Origin of the sequence: Methylobacterium sp. Leaf91, assembly GCF_001422815.1 — a bacterium.
GTDB lineage: Bacteria > Pseudomonadota > Alphaproteobacteria > Rhizobiales > Beijerinckiaceae > Methylobacterium.
The window spans coordinates 130449-146960 of the sequence record NZ_LMMP01000004.1; the positions used below are offsets into that span (position 1 = coordinate 130449).

Genomic DNA, 16512 nt, shown 5'->3' on the forward strand with positions numbered 1-16512 from the left:
CGGCCTCGCCGGGACGATACGAACAGGGGAGGGGGCGCCCTCCGCATCGAGCCCGAGTTCGTCGAAACGCGATCTCTAAGCCGTCTCTCGTATCGTCCGCGTCCCGATTCGCAGAACCCTCGCCGCAACAAAAAAGCCCCGCTCACGCGAGGCCTTTTTTTCCGAGTTCCGAAGCGAGGAGGATCAGACGGCGATCCGCTCTTCGCCTTCGTTCGGTTCACGAAGGACGTAGCCGCGTCCCCAGACGGTCTCGATGTAGTTCTTGCCGGAGGAGGCGTTGGCGAGCTTCTTGCGCAGCTTGCAGATGAAGACGTCGATGATCTTGAGCTCGGGCTCGTCCATGCCGCCGTAGAGATGGTTGAGGAACATCTCTTTCGTGAGGGTCGTGCCCTTCCGCAGCGAGAGGAGCTCCAGCATCTGGTACTCCTTGCCGGTGAGATGGACCCGGCTGCCGGTGACCTCGACGGTCTTCTGATCGAGATTCACGATCAGGTCGCCGGTGGTGATGACCGACTGGGCATGGCCCTTCGAGCGGCGGACGATCGCATGAATGCGGGCAACCAGCTCGTCCTTGTGGAAGGGCTTGGTGAGGTAATCGTCGGCTCCGAAGCCGAGGCCCTTCACCTTGTCCTCGATGCCGGCCATGCCGGAGAGGATCAGGATCGGCGTCTTGACCTTCGCCACACGCAGATTGCGCAGCACCTCGTAACCCGACATATCGGGGAGGTTCAGGTCGAGAAGGATGATGTCGTAATCGTAGAGCTTGCCGAGGTCGATACCTTCCTCGCCGAGATCCGTCGTGTAGGTGTTGAAGCTCTCCGACTTGAGCATCAGTTCGATGCTCTGCGCGGTCGCGCTGTCGTCTTCGATCAGAAGTACCCGCATCGTCGGTCCCCAGCCCAGCCGGCCGTATTCAGCGTTCGGGCAAGCCCCCGCCATTCGTCCACCACCGGCCCGTGGCGGACGCTCCCTCGTCATAGACGTGAAACGCTAATGGTTAATCGTTAACAAAACCTGATTCTCGGTGGCAAGCACAGAATTGAACGTTTCCGAAAATGATGCTGCGACCGATCGGCGATCCGGCCCCGAGAGGTGAGGGGCCGGCGCAAGCATTACACGAAAACATTCAGCTAAGCACTTGATAGATTTGCCTTCGTCGACAGCTGTATCTCAACTGACACGCCCAAGCGATGCCGCGCACCCGGAACGAACGAATGTCCGTTCATGAATGACGACGGACCGCTTCAAGCCCGATGTACGCAGTGTTAAGGAGGGAGGTAAATGAATCGTTGAGAGACGCGCAGATGACGGACCGGCCCCGCGTTTCTCCCACGCTGAATCTCGCTGCGGCCCAGGCCGCACTCGCCGGCATCCAGACCCTGGAGACCTTCGGTCGCGTCGTGGCGATCAAGGGCCTGCTGGTCGAGGTCGCCGGGCCGGTCGCTGCCATGCGGCTCGGCGGGCGCCTGGACATCATGGTGGAGCATGGCGGGGGCGCCGTCCCCTGCGAGATCATCGGGTTTCAGGGCGACCGGGCGCTGGCCATGCCGTTCGGCTCGCTCGAAGGCGTTCGGCGCGGCTGTCCGGCCATGGTGCGCGACGAGGCCGCCGGCGCGATCCGCCCCTCCGCCGGCTGGCTCGGGCGGACCATCGACGCCCTCGGCCGACCGGTGGACGGGCTCGGCCCGCTGCCGCCCGGCCCGGCCATCTACCCCCTGCGCGCCGATCCGCCGCCGGCCCATGCCCGCCGCAGGGTCGGCCCGCCGCTGGATCTCGGCATCCGCTGCATCAACACCTTCATCACCATGTGCGCCGGCCAGCGCATGGGCATCTTCGCCGGCTCCGGGGTCGGCAAGTCCGTCCTCCTCTCCATGCTCGCCCGCTACACGGCGGCGGATGTGGCGGTGATCGGCCTCGTGGGCGAGCGCGGGCGCGAGGTGCAGGAATTCCTCCAGGACGATCTCGGCCCCGCCGGTCTCGCCCGTTCGGTGGTGGTGGTGGCGACGTCGGACGAGCCGGCCCTCATGCGGCGCAACGCGGCCTACGTCACCCTGGCCATGGCCGAGTACTTTCGCGATCAGGGCGCGCAGGTTCTCTGCATGATCGATTCGATCACCCGATTCGCCATGGCCCAGCGCGATATCGGCCTCGCCGCGGGCGAGCCGCCCACCGCCAAGGGCTACACGCCGACGGTGTTTAGCGAATTGCCGCGCCTGCTGGAGCGGGCCGGACCCGGCACGGGGCAGGGCGCGATCTCGGGCCTCTTCACCGTGCTGGTGGAGGGCGACGACCATAACGAGCCCGTTGCCGATGCGGTGCGCGGCATCCTCGACGGGCATATCGTGATGGAGCGCGGCATCGCCGAGCGGGGACGCTACCCGGCCATCAACGTCCTGCGCTCCGTCTCCCGGACCATGCCGCGCTCCTGCGACCCCGTCCATCTGCCGACCGTGAGGCGCGCCCGGCGCATCCTTTCCACCTATGCCGACATGGAGGAACTCATCAGACTCGGCGCCTACAGGGCCGGCGCGTCGGCGGAAGTGGACGAAGCCGTCGGGTTGATGCCAAGTATCGAGGCTTTTCTGGGTCAGAGTAAGGAAGAAGCAACCTCGATAGGCGAGGGTTACCAACGGTTGGCAGCGATCGTCGGCGGCGCCTGAGTGACGTCCGGAACGTCTTCTCTCTCGTCTCCGGCGCCGACGGCGCCGGCCTTTCGTGCGTGGCGTGGAATGGGACCCTCAATATGAAATCGCGTGACACGTTGATCCGGCTGCGCCGCTTCCAGGTCGACGAGAAGCGTCGGCGGGTGACGCAAATCGAGATGATGATGGCCGATTTCAACCGGATGGCGTCCGAGCTCGACCGCGAGGTCGCCTACGAGGAAGGCCGCGCGGGCATCACCGACACCGGCCATTTCGCCTATCCGACCTATGCCCGCGCCGCCGCGACCCGCCGGGACAACATGCGCCAGTCCGCGCTCGCCCTGGAAGGCCAGCTCACGGACGCCAAGGCCGAGCTCGGCGAGGCGTTCGAGGAGCTCAAGAAGATCGAGATCCTCGAGGATCGCGAGCGCACGGCGGAACGCGTCGCCGAGGCGGCCCGCGATCAGGCCGCCATGGATGGTATCGGCCTCTCCCGCATCCGCGCCTGAACGAGCGGCGCGGCGGGCGGCACGAAGTCGTCATGTTCACATGACATCTGTCCGGGTAATGCCTGGGCCGGCCGTCTCGCTTGCGATGCTCCTCGCGGTCGTGCAGGTAGGCTGGGCTGTGGGGGCATGACCGGTTCGTGATGAAGACAATCAAGGATTTCGCCTGGCCGCTCATCGGCATCCTGGCGATCGCCATCTCCGGTTACTTTCTCTACCAGGAGCTGAAGACGACCTCGATGGCGGCGGTATGGGCGGCTATCGTCGCCATTCCGCCGCATCGCATGGTGCTGGCCGGGCTTTCCACCCTCGTCGCCTATGCGGCCCTGGCCTGGTACGACCGGATCGCGCTGCTGCATCTGGGGGTGCGCGGCATCTCTTGGTTCTTCGTGGCGGTGTGCTCGTTCACCACCTACGCGCTGTCCCATAATATCGGTGCCTCGGTCTTCTCCGGCGCCCTGGTCCGCTACCGGGCCTATACGGCCAAGGGCCTTTCGGCCGCCCAGGTGGCGGTGCTGGTGGCTCTCTGCTCCTTCACCTTCTTCCTCGGAACGGTCCTCCTCGGCGGTGTCGTCCTGGTGGTCGAGCCGCAGCTGCTCTCGCGGCTCAAGGGCATCCTGCCGGGCTTCCTCACCGACCCGAAGACCGCGCTCATCGTCGGCATCGGCCTTCTGGCCTTCGTCGCGCTCTACGTCGCCGGGTCGATCCTGCGCCTTCCGCCGCTCCACATCCGCAAGTTCAAGCTCGAATATCCGCGCCCGGCGATCATGGGACGCCAGCTCCTGGCGGCCCCCCTCGAACTGCTCGGCGCCGCCGGCATCCTGTATTTCGCCTTGCCCGAAGCGGTGAATCCCGGCCCGATCGCGGTCATCGCGATCTTCCTCGCCTCGTTCTCCGTCGCCTTGGTCTCGAACGCCCCGGGCGGGCTCGGCGTCTTCGAACTCGTCTTCATCACGGCGATGCAGATCACCGATCCCGGCCAGAAGGACGCGATCATCGCGGCCGTCATCGTGTTCCGGGTGTTCTATTTCTGGATCCCGGCGCTCATCTCGGTGGTGGTCGTCCTGCTCTACGAGCGCTCACGCCTGGCCGATCTCGCGAAAGCGCCGCCGGCCTCCGCCGTGCCCGCGCCCCCCGTCGTCGCTCCGGGCATCGATCCGAACAGGATCGAGAAGCGGCTGGAGAAGAAGCCGCTCTGAGAATCCGATCGTTCGGATGTCCCATTGGGTACCTGTGCCAAGGTCCATCATCCAATCAGCTCACCTCATCCTGAGGTGACGAAGCGCAGCGAAGGCCTCGAAGGAGACCTCCAGTGGTCGCGAGATCTCTGAACGTCTCCTTCGAGGCCGCTACGCGGCACCTCAGGATGAGGCAGAGCTTTGGGAAAACGGCTCAAGGAGTCTTTAGGAGCGCCGCGGTACGGTCGGGCAGACCCTCACCGTGATTCCGGATCTCGGCCTCAGACCGAACCGACCGTCCGCAGCCGGGCGCGCGGGTGGATCTCCGCCTGGCTCATGACGGCCGTCTCGCGGCGGAAGCGTTCGATGATCGAGCGCACGAAAGGCCGGGCCTGGGCCGAGGTGACGAGGACCGGCATCTCGCCCATCCGCGCGGCCTGTTCGAAGCGGTCGCGCACCGTGTTGACGAATTCCGACAGCTTGGAGGGCTGCATCGCGAGGTAGCGCTCGTCGCGCTCCCCGGCGATGGATTCGAGGAACGCCTGCTCCCAGAGCGGCGAGAGGGTGATGATCGGCAGCATGCCGTCATGCCCCTGGTACTGCGCGCAGATCTGGCGGCCGAGACGGGCGCGGACATGCTCGACGATGTCGCGCGGATTCTTCACATGGCCCGCCACCTCGGCGATGCCTTCCACGATGGAGCCGAGATCGCGGATCGAGACCCGCTCGGCGAGGAGGTATTGCAGCACGCGCTGGATGCCCGTGGTGCCGATCTGCGAGGGCACCACCTCCTTGACGAGGTCGGCGTGGTCCTTCGAGAGCTCCTTCAGCAGCTTCTGCACCTCCACATGGTTGAGAAGCTCGGAGACATGCGCCTTGATGATCTCGGTGAGATGGGTCGAGACCACGGTGGCCGCATCCACCACGGTGTAGCCCTTGAGCTGCGCCTGATCGCGCAGGGAGGCGTCGATCCAGGTGGCGGGCAGGCCGAAAGTCGGCTCCAGCATGTGTTGTCCGGGCAGCTGCACCTGTCCGCCCATCGGGTCCATGGCCATGAACTGACCGGGGAAGATCTGACCCGTGCCGGCCTCGATCTCCTTCACCCGGACCACATAGGCGTTGGAATCGAGCTGGACGTTGTCGAGGATACGGACCGAGGGCATGACGAAGCCGAGTTCCGCCGCGAGCTGGCGGCGCAGGGCCTTGATCTGGTCCGTCAGGCGGTCCTGGCCCTCCTGCCCGTTGACGAGGGCGAGGAGCGCGTAGCCCATTTCCAGTTTCAGATCGTCGAGCTTGAGGAGATCGGTCACCGTCTCCTCCTTGGCGGCCTGGGCGGCGGCCACGGCGGTGGCGTCCATCGGCGCACCGTCGGAATCGAGGGGCGGGGCCTCGCGGGCGACCTTGGCGAAGTGCCATGCGGCGTAGCCCGAAGCGCCGGCGAGGGCGAGGAAGGGCAGCATCGGCATGCCCGGCAGCAGCGAGAGCAGAACCATCACGCCCGACGACATGCCGAGCGCCTTCGGGTAGTTGGCGAGCTGCTTGCCGAGCGCCTTGTCGGCCGATCCCTTCACGCCCGCCTTCGAGACGAGGATACCGGCCGCCGTCGAGACGATGAGGGCGGGAACCTGGCTGGCGAGGCCGTCACCGATGGTGAGCAGCGTGTAGGTCTTCGCGGCGGCACCGAAGGGCATGCCCTGCTGGGCCACGCCGATGATGATGCCGCCGATGACGTTGATGAAGGTGATGAGCAGCGCGGCGATGGCGTCTCCGCGCACGAATTTCGAGGCACCGTCCATGGCACCGAAGAAGGAGGATTCTTCCTCCAGCGCGGCGCGCCGGGCCTTCGCCACCTTCTCGTCGATGAGACCGGCCGAGAGATCGGCATCGATCGCCATCTGCTTGCCGGGCATCGCGTCAAGGGTGAAGCGGGCCGCGACTTCCGCGATACGGCCCGAACCCTTGGTGATGACGACGAAGTTCACGATGATGAGAATCGCGAACACGATGATGCCGATGACGAAGTTGCCGCCCATCACGAAGTTGCCGAAGGCTTCGATGACGTGGCCTGCAGCCGCCGTTCCCTCGTGGCCATGGCCGAGGATGAGGCGCGTCGAGGCGAGGTTCAGGGCCAGCCGCAACAGGGTCGCGACGAGGAGCAGGGTCGGGAAGACGGTGAATTCGAGCGGGTTGTCGATGAACAGGCCCGTCATCATGATGATGACCGAGATGATGATCGAGACGGCCAGCAGCAGGTCGAGCAGGAAGGCCGGCAGCGGGAAGATGAGCACCGTGAGGATGCCCATCACCGCGGTGGCGAAGAACAGGTCGGTGCGCTTCGACAGAGCGGTGAGGTTGGCGCGGTTGGGCATCGCGAAACTCGCGAACTGCCCCAGACCCGGCCCCTGAGCCGGCGCGGCGGCGCCCGTCTCGCTCATACTCGACACCCTTCACGTCCCACGTGGACCCGGCAAGAATTGCCGGGCTCAGGGTTAGCGAAGAGTTAATTTTTGAGGACTGCCACTACCAAATCCGGCTCGTTGGCGACCGAACCGGCTTGAGGGGAGGGGCGCTAGGAGGGGAGGGAGGCTCGCTTCCAGAAGAGAGCGCTCTCGGCCGCCTCTAATACGGCGCCGAAAGCATCGATTGCTGGGCGCGGAGTGATCCGCCGAGAGATGCGCCCGACCACGTCGGGCCGGGGCACATCTCCAGGCCTTCCTGGTGCCGCGCTCTTTTTCGCCGAACCGGAATCCGCTTCGGCGCAGAGCGCTCCGGCCGGAACGAGGCAGGGGCAGATCAGCGATCGCGGGTCTTGGTGGTCCGGCTATCCTGCGTCTTGTTACCATCGGCTGCCGGAGAGCCACCGGGGACTCCGGTATTTCCCGATCCGCCGCCGCGCTCGCCGCCCGTCATCTCCTTGCCGGTCTCGACCTTCTGACCTTCGGCCCCCGTTGGAGCCCCGCTGGCGCCCGGCGACCCTGTACCCTGTTGAGCCGTTGCGGTCCCGACCGGGACCATGCCGAGTAGAGCGACGAGTGCGAGCAAGCGAATGTTCGACATAGGCATTCTCCGTTACTGACGGCGGTCAATAAATACTCATCCTTTATGTTCCAAACCTAATGAATACTAAGCAAAATTTAAGGATTTGCGCGAAAACACATACACCCATGTTGATCATGGTGCCAAAGTGTCATTCGTGACTTGCGAGAAACGACGGCGCTTCCGTGATGCTTTTACCGCGCAGATCGAAGCCTCCGGGGTCCCGGCCCATGGCCCCGTCCAAAGCCATCCCCGACTCTTCTCATGCTCGGCGCATTCGGGCGACGCCGGAAACCCGCCGCGGCCTGAGCCGGGCGGGTCGACGGCTCGGGACGGAGCCGTGCGGTGGGGCGGAGATCTCGCGGCCAGTCTCGCCGTCACGCACCAAAGAGGAACAGGTCGTCCTGAGCCATTTTGAGGTCGGCGAGGTGGACGTCGTGCAGGATGATCTTGTTGCTGCTCTCGACGCCGCGGAACGTCACCAGCGTATCCTGCCCGCCATTCATCGAACGGAACATGAGATCGCCGGACTCCACACCCGCGATGGCCACAGCGATGCGATCGTTCTCGACATCGAGGCCATAGAGGTTGTCGCGGCCAAAACCGGCGCTGAAGACGAACAGGTCCTCTCCCGAATTGGCGAACAGCTTGTCGGCATCCGCGCCGCCCCCGATCGTCGCTCCACCCGCACCGGCCTTGATGCGATCGTTGCCGGAATCGCCGTGCAGTGCGCTCGGTGCCACGGAGCTTCCGACAAGTACGTCATTGCCTTCGCCGCCGGTTGCGTGGCCGCCCCGCATGCCGAGGGTGATGACATCATTCCCACCCTCTCCGGCGAAGCTGGGCAATCCGGTCGTCCCTTTGAGAACATCGTCGCCGTCGCCGCCCCTGATAGAGACGTATCCACCACCTGCGATGATCGTGTCGGCATCCTGAGTGCCGACGATCGTGCCCGGAAGTCCGATCTTGCTGGTCTGGATGATAGTCACGCCCGCCGTGACGGCGGAGAGGTCCAATTCGGAGCCCGCACCGAGATGAATGGTCTCGACATTCTGCAGCGTATCGTCGGTGAAGACGAAACTGTCTCCTCCCTGCAGGAACAGTTTGTCCATGCCGGCATCGCCGTGAACGCTCGCGCCTGCCTCCCTTACGACGAGGCGGTCGTCGCCGTCACCGCCCCAGAAGGTGTCGGCACCGCCCATGCCGCGTATCGTGTCGTCGCCCGCACCACCGCGAAGAATGTCGTCTCCCACGCCGCCCTGAATGATGTCATCGAAATCATGCCCATTCAGCGTCACATTCCCAGTAGTATCGGAGAAATTTATGTTGAAGCTTACTTTATATTGCTCCAGGATATAATCTTCCGACAGATTGTTGATGCCATTATAGAGCTGGGAAATCACATTCCCATAGGGATCGTTGTTGATCTGACCGCGAAATTTGTACTTTGCGCCGTCATCGTCATAGATCGCGTTCGATATCGATATCGCAAGGCTCGCGTTAGGATCGAATTCAACGCCGTGCGTATACTTGATCGAAGGCATGTCCCGCTCCTCGCTGCATCGCAACGTTCAGGTCTATGCACGACGAAAACTCGCCAGGATCTCGTCGCAATCTGCCGTTTCTAGAAACCAGATGCGAAGTGATGCGGCAATTGCATAAAAAGTACTAGAAACCGGGGAGCCGCTATCCAACTAGTCTATCTGGGAAGGCGTCTTACAAGCCGACGCGCCCGTCCATGGAATGCTCGGCAAACCACGCCCCTCGAGCCTTAGCTAGACGGGCAAACCGGAACGGACCTTCAACGGAAGTGACGTCAGCAAACGACAGGACACGGTCTGTTCATACGGGTCTGCCGAAGCGAGCGCCGACGACCAAACGAACCACTAGGTCTTATCCCCACGCTCGACGACGGGACCGGCAATGACGGGCCACGCTCGAGCCCCCGCGATGCGCAATGCGCCTGATCGCGCAAAACCCGCCGCATGGCGGTCTAAGACCCCCTCGCGTGGCGGTCCAAGCCCCCCTCGCATGGCGCAACGCATGCCGCGTTCCGATGCGCCCGCCCGGTGCCATTGAGACACAGGTACACCGGAGCAATCGCGAAATCGGACGTTTCCTCACCCGATCGGTGCTCTGGTCCCTTGCACGCCGAGAACGCGGCTTGTACAGCACGCCACTCGCGCATCGCCGCCGCCTCTTTGGATGGCATCGACGTGTGAGACTGGAGGGGTGGCCGAGTGGTTGAAGGCGCACGCCTGGAAAGTGTGTATACCGGAAACGGTATCGCGGGTTCGAATCCCGCTCCCTCCGCCATTTGACCATAATCCGCTGTTAACAAACGGCTTTTAGCTTTCGATCCCAATCCACGTTTTGACACTGTCTCACCGTGGCTGTGGCCAGCGAAGCCAACGGTGCGCCGCGCTGAATATCTGCAATGTCGCCGTGGTCGCTGGTACGTTCGCGTACGGGTTCCAGCCCATCTCGTCGTCACGGTCGGTCAGCAGCACCTTGTCAGAGCGCTCGACACGTCCAGCGAAGCGGTAGCGCGCGAGCGACGCTGGGTCGCTCTCTCACTGCTTTGGGATTGGATCGGTGCGCAGGTCGAGGCCAACCGCTTCGCCGCTCTTGTGTTGATGCCCCGGCACCTAATGCGGGGCGCCATGGCGGCCTATCGGACTCAGATCTACAGCACGTTCCTGCGCTCGCACGCGACTTCACGGTTGGTAAGAAGGCCGTGGCTCGAGCCTATATGCAATACCACCCCGGGCGGATCGCCATCGTCGTGACGGGCAATGGCCGGGTGCAGCGATACTTCCGCAGTCTCTCCTTCCCGGATATCATCTCCGCGGTCGGAAGCCCGATCCCAGTTCACTCGCTCGATCACAGCAGTCCGCATCGGCCGAACGTCACGAGCGACTTCGCCGCGTGCAGTGCCGATCTCTGGATCGACGTGAAACGTGACCTCCATAGACCGTCCCTATAAGAGCAGGTGTACCTGCAGCCGAACGGCTTCGCCGTGCTTCTGCTGAGGCTGGAGCCGCTCCCGGAGGAGAGCGCGGAGGAACGCAGGCTTGAGGAGGGCTGGCGCTACCGCTTCCACTCGAGACGACGGTAGGTGACACTCATGCTGGATGGGGTTGCTGAGCGTAGCCACAATTTTGGCCTCACCCATTTGGTCGGGATCGTAAGGGCCCCCGTGCCACGCCGCATGGCCCAGGGCTCCCGATGGCGCGGGCGGGTGATGCTCGAATGAACTCGTCGCAGGTCCGCACACCAAAGGCACTCTATGGCTTAGACTCAATCGGAACTTTACGTTCCCGACCGGCTGACAAAAGAAAAAGCATACGCGGCGGCATCGGGAACAGGGATTTCAATGCCGAACATCATCGACGTAGTCAGGGCACCGCTAATCGCGTGCTGAGCATCGTCATGGCGCTACTCAACCATGCCGTTGGAGATCCGACAATTAGGCTTTCTAACGATAGCGCCTGGCGTCTCGTGCGGCCCTTTCAGGGCGTGGGTCGTGCGCGCGAGGTGCACTTCAGCGTCGTACAAATGCTGCAGTTGCTCGATGCATCAGACGATTTCGCATTCCGCAACTTGCTTACAGCCGGTTTCCTAACCGGAGCGCGATATGGGGAATTCTGCGCGTATGAGGTTCGCCATTGGTTGTGTCCCAGGCAGTGGTGTAGCTGACGGGTGGTCATCGGCGGTTGCCAAGTAGGGTCGGGTTGCGACTTCCAGCCCCGAACCGGAGAGCTCCCCGATGACCGACGAGATCATGGCCCTGCATGGGCTGATGGAGGAGAGCGCCGACACCGATCTGCTGCGCGAAATGATCGGCTTTGCCGCCGAGCGACTTTTGGAGCTGGAAGTGGGCGGCCTCACCGGCGCGGCCCACGACGAGAAGAGCGCCGAGCGGCTGGAGGACGACCGGATCGTCTCGGCCGCCGTCATCGTGACGGTCGGCGTCAACAGTGACGGCCGGCGCGAGGTCCTCAGCATGGACGTCGGCTCGTCGGAGGCCGAGACGTTCTGGACGGCGTTCCTCCGGAAGCTGGCGCGCCGGGGCCGGCGCGGCGTCAAGCTCGTGATCTCGGACGCCCACGAGGGCATCAAGGCCTCGGTGGCCAAGGTGATGAACCCCACCTGGCAGCGCTGCCGCGTCCAGTTCGCTTCGCTGCGCTCGCGGCGCCTCCGGCGTCATGAGGAACGTGCTCGCCCATGCCGGCCGCTCGGGCCGCCGCGTCGTCTTCGCCGATCAGCTTCGCCCCATAGCGCCCAAGCGCGCCACCCTGATGGACACGGCGGAGCCCGACGTGCTGGCCGACATGGGCTTCCCGGCCGCCCACCGGGTCACAAGCTCCACTCCACGAACCCCCTCCAACGACTGAACGGCGAGATCAAACGCCGGACCGAAGTGATCGGTATCTTCCCCGACGAGGCCGCCATCACCCACCTCGTCAGCGCCATCCTGCTGGAGCAGAACGACGAATGGGCCGTGCAACGTGCCCGCTACATGACCCTGGAAAGCATCGCCCCAATCGGCGATGATCCCCTCATCAGCCTGCCGACCCTGGCAGCCCGATCCTCCCGACCCAAGCCGGTGATCGTGGTGGCCCTCACCAAGCTACACCACGCCAAGGAACACGACCTGATGGGCCTAGGGTGAGGCGCGTCCTCGCTCAAGCTTTGCGTTCCAGTGTAACCCTCACATGACAATAGAGGGCCGGTCCCCGCAACCTCGTTGCGAACGAGGTCCCTACGAGACCGATCGCTCATCGCCGCAACACGAAAACGGACCGGAGGCGCAGACAGCGACGGGGGAGTACTTCCAGCACGCGGCTCGATCGCGGCTCCCGGTTCACGTCGGTCAACGTGCGGACCTGTTCGATATCGCCAACGACATGCTCCGCATGTCCGCGCCGGCGGTCTGCATCCTGCATTCGAATGATGAGCCAGAAGGTCGCATGGTCAGCCCCGTTCTGGCACGTCCAACGGATTACATGATGAAACAGGTCGACTGACTTGCAGCATGCATTAACGGCACGTTTTTGTGCGGAGGCTCGAGCAATTCGTAGAGGCGGTTCAGCCTCATCGCGAAGCAAAAATTGGCGAATTAACGCTTTGCGATCCTCAATCCGAGGAACCCGTCAAACCAAATCGGCAATCGATATCTAATGTCACCATTATGCGTCGTGCGGGATACTATTTGCAGTTATATTTCAGAAAATTGAATACGTTTGCCTATCGGAGTTCCATTAAGCGAGCTTAATGCCTGCATTAACTGTTTTTTAATTCATATAGGCCAATTGGATCGTGCTGGAACGGAACATTACTTAAGTTAAATTTGGTTCCAACCACAGACTACCGGGAAATTTCAAATTTATCTTGGGATTGGAGCGCCTTCAGCAGAAGCGAGCCTTCCCAACCGTTTGCTACATTGGGAAGGTCTTACTCAGATGGCTCTTGCGAAGAAGGCGACGATGCGCGCTCTGCCCGTCTCCCATGGCATGCGGGATGAGGGTCATTCGCCTCCGGCCAAATCGCATCTCGTGGCGGAAGCCGAGAAGCGCAAGGCGCGGACCTTCGCACGCCAGCAGAAGGCGGCGGAGCTGATCGCCTCGGCGACCTCGCAGCTGTCCAGCGGCGTCGCCGAGGCATCTTCGGCCGCGGAAGAACTGCGCAAGGCCGCAGAGCAGATCGGCGTCGGAGCCGAGGAGGCAGCCAGCGCCGCGCAGGAGACCATGAAAGCGGTGAACCAAGGCGCAATCCTGATTCTCGCCGCCAAGGACAATGCCGATCTGTCCCTTCGTAAGACCGAGAACCTGTCCGCCCTGCTCGCCGAGACCGCCGGCCAGATCGGCAACACCATCGCGGCCATCGCCAAGGCATCAGAGCGCCAGGAAGCCTCCGTCAAGATTGTCGAGGAACTCGACCGGCAGGCGACCACCATTGGTGAGATCGTCAAAGCCGTTGCACGCATCGCCGATCAGACCAACCTACTCGCCCTCAATGCGGCGATCGAAGCGGCCCGCGCCGGCCAGCACGGCAAGGGCTTCGCTGTCGTCGCCGACGAGGTACGGACCCTGGCCGAAACCAGCGAGAAATCGGCCCGGGACATCCAGGAGCTGGTCGCCCAGATCCAGCGCGACGTGAAGATCGTGGCGGACGGCATCGGTAGCTCGGCCGCCTCCTCGCGGAGCGAGGCCGAGAAGGGCGTGACCGTGACGGGGCAGCTTGAGCGCATCCGTCAGGACATGGCCGAGATCATCACCGGGTGCCGCGATATGGCGAAGGCGGCCGATGAATCGGGCATCGCCGCAAAGGAGTCTCAGAAGGGCGCGGAGATCATCGCTGCGGCGGCCGAAGAGCAGGGTTCCGCCTGCCAGGAGGCCGCCAAGATGATCGAGCAGCAGACGACGGCCCTCTCGCAGAGCGAACAGGCGTCCCAGGAGCTCTCCGAACTCGCCGAAGAGCTCAAGAGCAGCGCCAATATCGGCAAGAGCGCCGAAGAGGTGGCCTCCGCGGCGGAAGAACTGTCCAGCGCCGTGGAAGAGATCAACCGGGCGTCGACCCAGATCATGACCGCGCTGGACCAGATCACCAAGGGCGCACAGCAGCAATCGGCGGCCACACAGCAATCCTCTGCCGCGATTACACAGATCGAGCGGCGGACCCAGACATCGCGCGCCTTCGCGACGGCTGCGGTCGAGAAGGCGCAGTCCATCGCCGACATCCTGACCGACAACAAGTCCCTGGTGGACACGATGGTGAACGGAATCCAGAAATCCGTCGAGGCCGGTCGCCTCAGCCGTGATCAGATCGCGGCCCTGGAACAGGTCAGCCGCCGCATCGACAAGATCGTCGATGCGATCACCACGGTCTCGATCCAGACCAACATGCTGGCCGTCAACGGCTCCGTAGAGGCCGCACGGGCCGGCGAGTTCGGCAAGGGCTTCGCAGTGGTCTCGACGGATATCCGCAACCTCGCCCGGGATTCCGCAGAGAATGCCGAGCGGATCAAGGATACCGTCAAGGCGATTCAGGACACGGTCGTGTTCGTGCGCGGCGATATCCAGGAAATCGCCGAGGCGGCCGTCGTCGAGGTGGAGAAGTCGGCGATCATCTCCAAGAACCTGGAGCTGGTTGCCAAGGAGATGGGCGACATCATCACCGGCAACCGCGAGATCCTGAACGGCTCGGACGGGATCGTCCGCATGGTGACGGAGGTTCAAACCGCCGTCGAACAGGTGGCGGCGGCGGCCCAGCAGGCGGTGCGCACCTCGGGCGAGGCCGGCAACGCGGCCCGCGAGCAGGCCAAGGGCGCCGAACAACTCGCCGCTGCCATCGAAGAGATCGCCTCCCTCGCCGACGAGCTCCAGGCCGCCTGAACCGAGCTCTCTCGAAGGGACGACACCCCCATGGCACCAGCAGTTGCCCAGGCGTTAGAAACGCTGGAGGCCAAGTTCGCGCCTCCAGCGGCTCGCGCCGCCCCGCCGCCCGTCTCGGACGCGGCACTTACGGAAGCACGGCAATTCGTGATCTTCCACATCGAGACCGAGATGTTCGCCGTCTCCCTCTCGGATGTCCAGGAGATCATCCGGGTCCCGACCGTGGTCCGAGTCCCCCTCAGCCCGGGCTCCCTCCTCGGCCTCGCCAACCTCAGGGGCACGGTCCTACCCGTCCTCAACCTCCGGGACGTTCTGAACTTCCCGCCGGTGCTCCACGACGACGCGACCCGCGTGGTGGTGCTCGACCAGGGCAGTCCGATCGGCTTCGTCGTCGATCGGATGGCCAATGTGGTGACCGTAGATGCAGAGCGGATCGAGCCCGCCTCCTCGCTCCGCGGCACCGTCGATACCGAGCTGCTCACCGGCATGATCAAGGACGCCAAGGGCGGATCGATGGTCATGATCCTCGACTCTGTGCAGCTGGTGCAGCGGGAGTTCAGCTCCATCGCTGCCCAGCGGTCTTCGGCGGGCGGCCTCATCGGCTCGGACGGGACGGCATCCGTCTCCATATCGGTCGACGCGGTGGTCGATGAGGACCAGCTCGTCAGCTTCGAGGTGGCCGGGCAGGAATACGCCTTTCCCATCGAGCAGGTGCAGGAGATTGTGCAGCTCCCCGAGCACGTGACCCAGATCCCGAACACTCCCGGCCACGTGCTCGGAGTGATCACCCTGCGGAACCGGCTCCTGCCGCTCGTCTCGCTCCGCGAGATGTTCGGCCTGCCCGCGAAAGCGTTCAGCGGCACCGACAAGGTGGTGGTGGTGTCCCTCGGCGGTGAGTCCGGCTTTTCGGTCGGCGTCGTGATGGACAGCGTCAAGGAGGTCCTGCGGGTCAACCGCAACCTCGTGGAGGCCATGCCGACCCTTCTCAGCCATGACGGCACAATGGACGAGATCCAGGCGATCTGCCGCCTTCAGGGTGGCAAGCGCCTAGTCTCGGTCCTCTCGGCGGGGCGGATGTTCGACACCGCCGATCTGCGGTTGGCCGTGAAGGCCGGGGAGACGATGATGGGCACCAGCACCGGTTCTGAGCGGGAGACGGTCCAGGACAGCCTCGACGAGGAACAGTTCGTGGTGTTCCGCCTGATGGACGAGGAATACGGCGTCCCGATCGAAGCCGTGCAGGAGATCGTCCGCGTCCCCGACGAGCTGACCCGAATCCCCCGCGCACCGGCCTTCGTCGAGGGGGTCATCAACCTCCGGGGCGTCGTCCTGCCGGTGATCGACCAGCGGCGGCGTTTCAACCTTGCCCAGGCCGACCGCAGCGACCGCCAGCGGATCATGGTCTTCACGATCCGCGACGTGCGCACGGGCTTCATCGTGGATTCCGTGTCCGAGGTGATGCGTATCTCCGGCAAGGTGATCGGAGATGCCCCTCACCTCTCGGATGCGCAGAAGCGACTGATCCGCCGGGTGGCCAACCTCGAGGATCAGAAGCGGATGATCCTGCTGCTGGATATCCTGCAGCTTCTGGACACCGACGAAGCGGCTTCCATCGGACAGGTCACGCACTGATACCCGGCCGGGACCGGCCTCACGGTCCCGGCGGCTCCGGAAATCCGCCCGTCGTTCGGCCGCCCTCGATGGGCGTCGGATGACGGTCGGTCCCGGGCATGGCTGACCTTCGCGGGACAGG

General features: G+C 63.9%; 9 protein-coding genes, 1 tRNA gene and 1 pseudogene. 7 read left to right on the forward strand and 4 right to left on the reverse strand.

Annotation, left to right across the window (positions count from 1 at the left end):
* Window positions 1-183: 183 nt before the first annotated feature.
* Window positions 184-885, reverse strand: a complete 702-nt coding sequence (locus tag ASF32_RS06060) for a response regulator transcription factor CtrA (RefSeq protein ID WP_018042682.1) — start codon at window positions 883-885, stop codon at window positions 184-186.
* Between the two features lie 419 nt (window positions 886-1304).
* Between ASF32_RS06060 and fliI the strand changes: the two genes are divergently transcribed.
* From fliI to ASF32_RS06075, 3 genes are all read left to right on the forward strand, one after another.
* A complete protein-coding gene (gene fliI / locus ASF32_RS06065; RefSeq protein ID WP_056424907.1) occupies window positions 1305-2660 on the forward strand; it encodes a flagellar protein export ATPase FliI in 1356 nt (451 codons plus the stop codon).
* Between the two features lie 83 nt (window positions 2661-2743).
* Window positions 2744-3151: a flagellar export protein FliJ gene (gene fliJ, locus ASF32_RS06070; protein WP_027174293.1), complete on the forward strand. Its 408-nt coding sequence runs from the start codon at window positions 2744-2746 to the stop codon at window positions 3149-3151.
* Between the two features lie 140 nt (window positions 3152-3291).
* Window positions 3292-4347, forward strand: coding sequence for a lysylphosphatidylglycerol synthase domain-containing protein (locus ASF32_RS06075; protein WP_056424910.1), 1056 nt, complete (start codon window positions 3292-3294; stop codon window positions 4345-4347).
* Between the two features lie 260 nt (window positions 4348-4607).
* Here the strand turns inward: ASF32_RS06075 and flhA are convergent, their stop codons facing one another.
* The 3 genes from flhA to ASF32_RS06090 form a co-directional block, all read right to left on the reverse strand.
* The gene (flhA, locus tag ASF32_RS06080; protein WP_056424913.1) at window positions 4608-6761 is read right to left on the reverse strand and encodes a flagellar biosynthesis protein FlhA; all 2154 of its coding nucleotides are present in this window, start codon (window positions 6759-6761) and stop codon (window positions 4608-4610) included.
* A 358-nt stretch (window positions 6762-7119) separates the two neighbouring features.
* Window positions 7120-7383: a hypothetical protein gene (locus tag ASF32_RS06085; RefSeq protein WP_056424916.1), complete on the reverse strand. Its 264-nt coding sequence runs from the start codon at window positions 7381-7383 to the stop codon at window positions 7120-7122.
* A 356-nt stretch (window positions 7384-7739) separates the two neighbouring features.
* Window positions 7740-8906: a calcium-binding protein gene (locus ASF32_RS06090; RefSeq protein ID WP_056424919.1), complete on the reverse strand. Its 1167-nt coding sequence runs from the start codon at window positions 8904-8906 to the stop codon at window positions 7740-7742.
* Between the two features lie 682 nt (window positions 8907-9588).
* On the opposite strand from ASF32_RS06090, the gene ASF32_RS06095 reads away from it, so the two are divergent.
* The 4 genes and pseudogenes from ASF32_RS06095 to ASF32_RS06115 all read left to right on the forward strand — a co-directional run bounded on the left by ASF32_RS06095 (window position 9589) and on the right by ASF32_RS06115 (window position 16391).
* Window positions 9589-9678, forward strand: a tRNA-Ser gene (locus ASF32_RS06095).
* 1453 nt (window positions 9679-11131) lie between these two features.
* Window positions 11132-11950, forward strand: a pseudogene (locus ASF32_RS06105) (transposase); the annotation flags it as partial.
* Window positions 11951-12827: 877 nt separating this feature from the next.
* Window positions 12828-14759 carry a methyl-accepting chemotaxis protein gene (locus ASF32_RS06110; protein ID WP_056424924.1) on the forward strand — a complete coding sequence of 644 codons (1932 nt, stop codon included), beginning with the start codon at window positions 12828-12830 and terminating at the stop codon, window positions 14757-14759.
* Between the two features lie 30 nt (window positions 14760-14789).
* Window positions 14790-16391, forward strand: a complete 1602-nt coding sequence (locus tag ASF32_RS06115) for a chemotaxis protein CheW (protein ID WP_056424929.1) — start codon at window positions 14790-14792, stop codon at window positions 16389-16391.
* Window positions 16392-16512 lie beyond the last annotated feature (121 nt).

Bases quoted from the DNA above. Each gene is read 5' to 3' on its own strand.
- ASF32_RS06060 (WP_018042682.1), bottom strand. From the start codon at position 885: ATGCGGGTACTTCTGATCGAAGACGACAGCGCGACCGCGCAGAGCATC.
- fliI (WP_056424907.1), top strand. From the start codon at position 1,305: ATGACGGACCGGCCCCGCGTTTCTCCCACGCTGAATCTCGCTGCGGCC.
- fliJ (WP_027174293.1), top strand. From the start codon at position 2,744: ATGAAATCGCGTGACACGTTGATCCGGCTGCGCCGCTTCCAGGTCGAC.
- ASF32_RS06075 (WP_056424910.1), top strand. From the start codon at position 3,292: ATGAAGACAATCAAGGATTTCGCCTGGCCGCTCATCGGCATCCTGGCG.
- flhA (WP_056424913.1), bottom strand. From the start codon at position 6,761: ATGAGCGAGACGGGCGCCGCCGCGCCGGCTCAGGGGCCGGGTCTGGGG.
- ASF32_RS06085 (WP_056424916.1), bottom strand. From the start codon at position 7,383: ATGTCGAACATTCGCTTGCTCGCACTCGTCGCTCTACTCGGCATGGTC.
- ASF32_RS06090 (WP_056424919.1), bottom strand. From the start codon at position 8,906: ATGCCTTCGATCAAGTATACGCACGGCGTTGAATTCGATCCTAACGCG.
- ASF32_RS06110 (WP_056424924.1), top strand. From the start codon at position 12,828: ATGGCTCTTGCGAAGAAGGCGACGATGCGCGCTCTGCCCGTCTCCCAT.
- ASF32_RS06115 (WP_056424929.1), top strand. From the start codon at position 14,790: ATGGCACCAGCAGTTGCCCAGGCGTTAGAAACGCTGGAGGCCAAGTTC.